Origin of the sequence: Planktothrix paucivesiculata PCC 9631 (assembly GCF_900009265.2) — a bacterium.
In the GTDB taxonomy this organism is placed as follows: Bacteria; Cyanobacteriota; Cyanobacteriia; order Cyanobacteriales; family Microcoleaceae; genus Planktothrix; species Planktothrix paucivesiculata.
The window spans coordinates 1-306 of record NZ_LR735119.1; the positions used below are offsets into that span (position 1 = coordinate 1).

1 protein-coding gene is annotated in these 306 nt (G+C 42.5%); it reads left to right on the top strand.

Annotated elements, in window-relative coordinates; genetic code table 11:
• Positions 1–306: tetratricopeptide repeat protein (locus PL9631_RS25790; protein WP_156090727.1), on the top strand; the 306-nt coding region annotated here is incomplete at both ends.

A 306-nucleotide genomic window follows, 5' to 3' on the forward strand; every position in this document is an offset into this window, starting at 1 on the left:
ATTCCCTAGGACGCTACGAAGAAGCCATATCCTATTACCAACAATCTCTGGAAATTCAACGAGAGATTGGGAATAGAGGGGGGGAAGCTGATTCTTTAAACAATTTAGGCAATACTTACGATTCCCTAGGACGCTACGAAGAAGCGATATCCTATCACCAGCAATCTCTGGATATTCAACGAGAGATTGGGGATAGATTGAGGGTAGCTATTTCTTTAAACAATTTAGGCACTGCTTACAATTCCCTAGGACGCTACGAAGAAGCGATATCCTATTACCAGCAATCTCTGGATATTCGACGAGAGA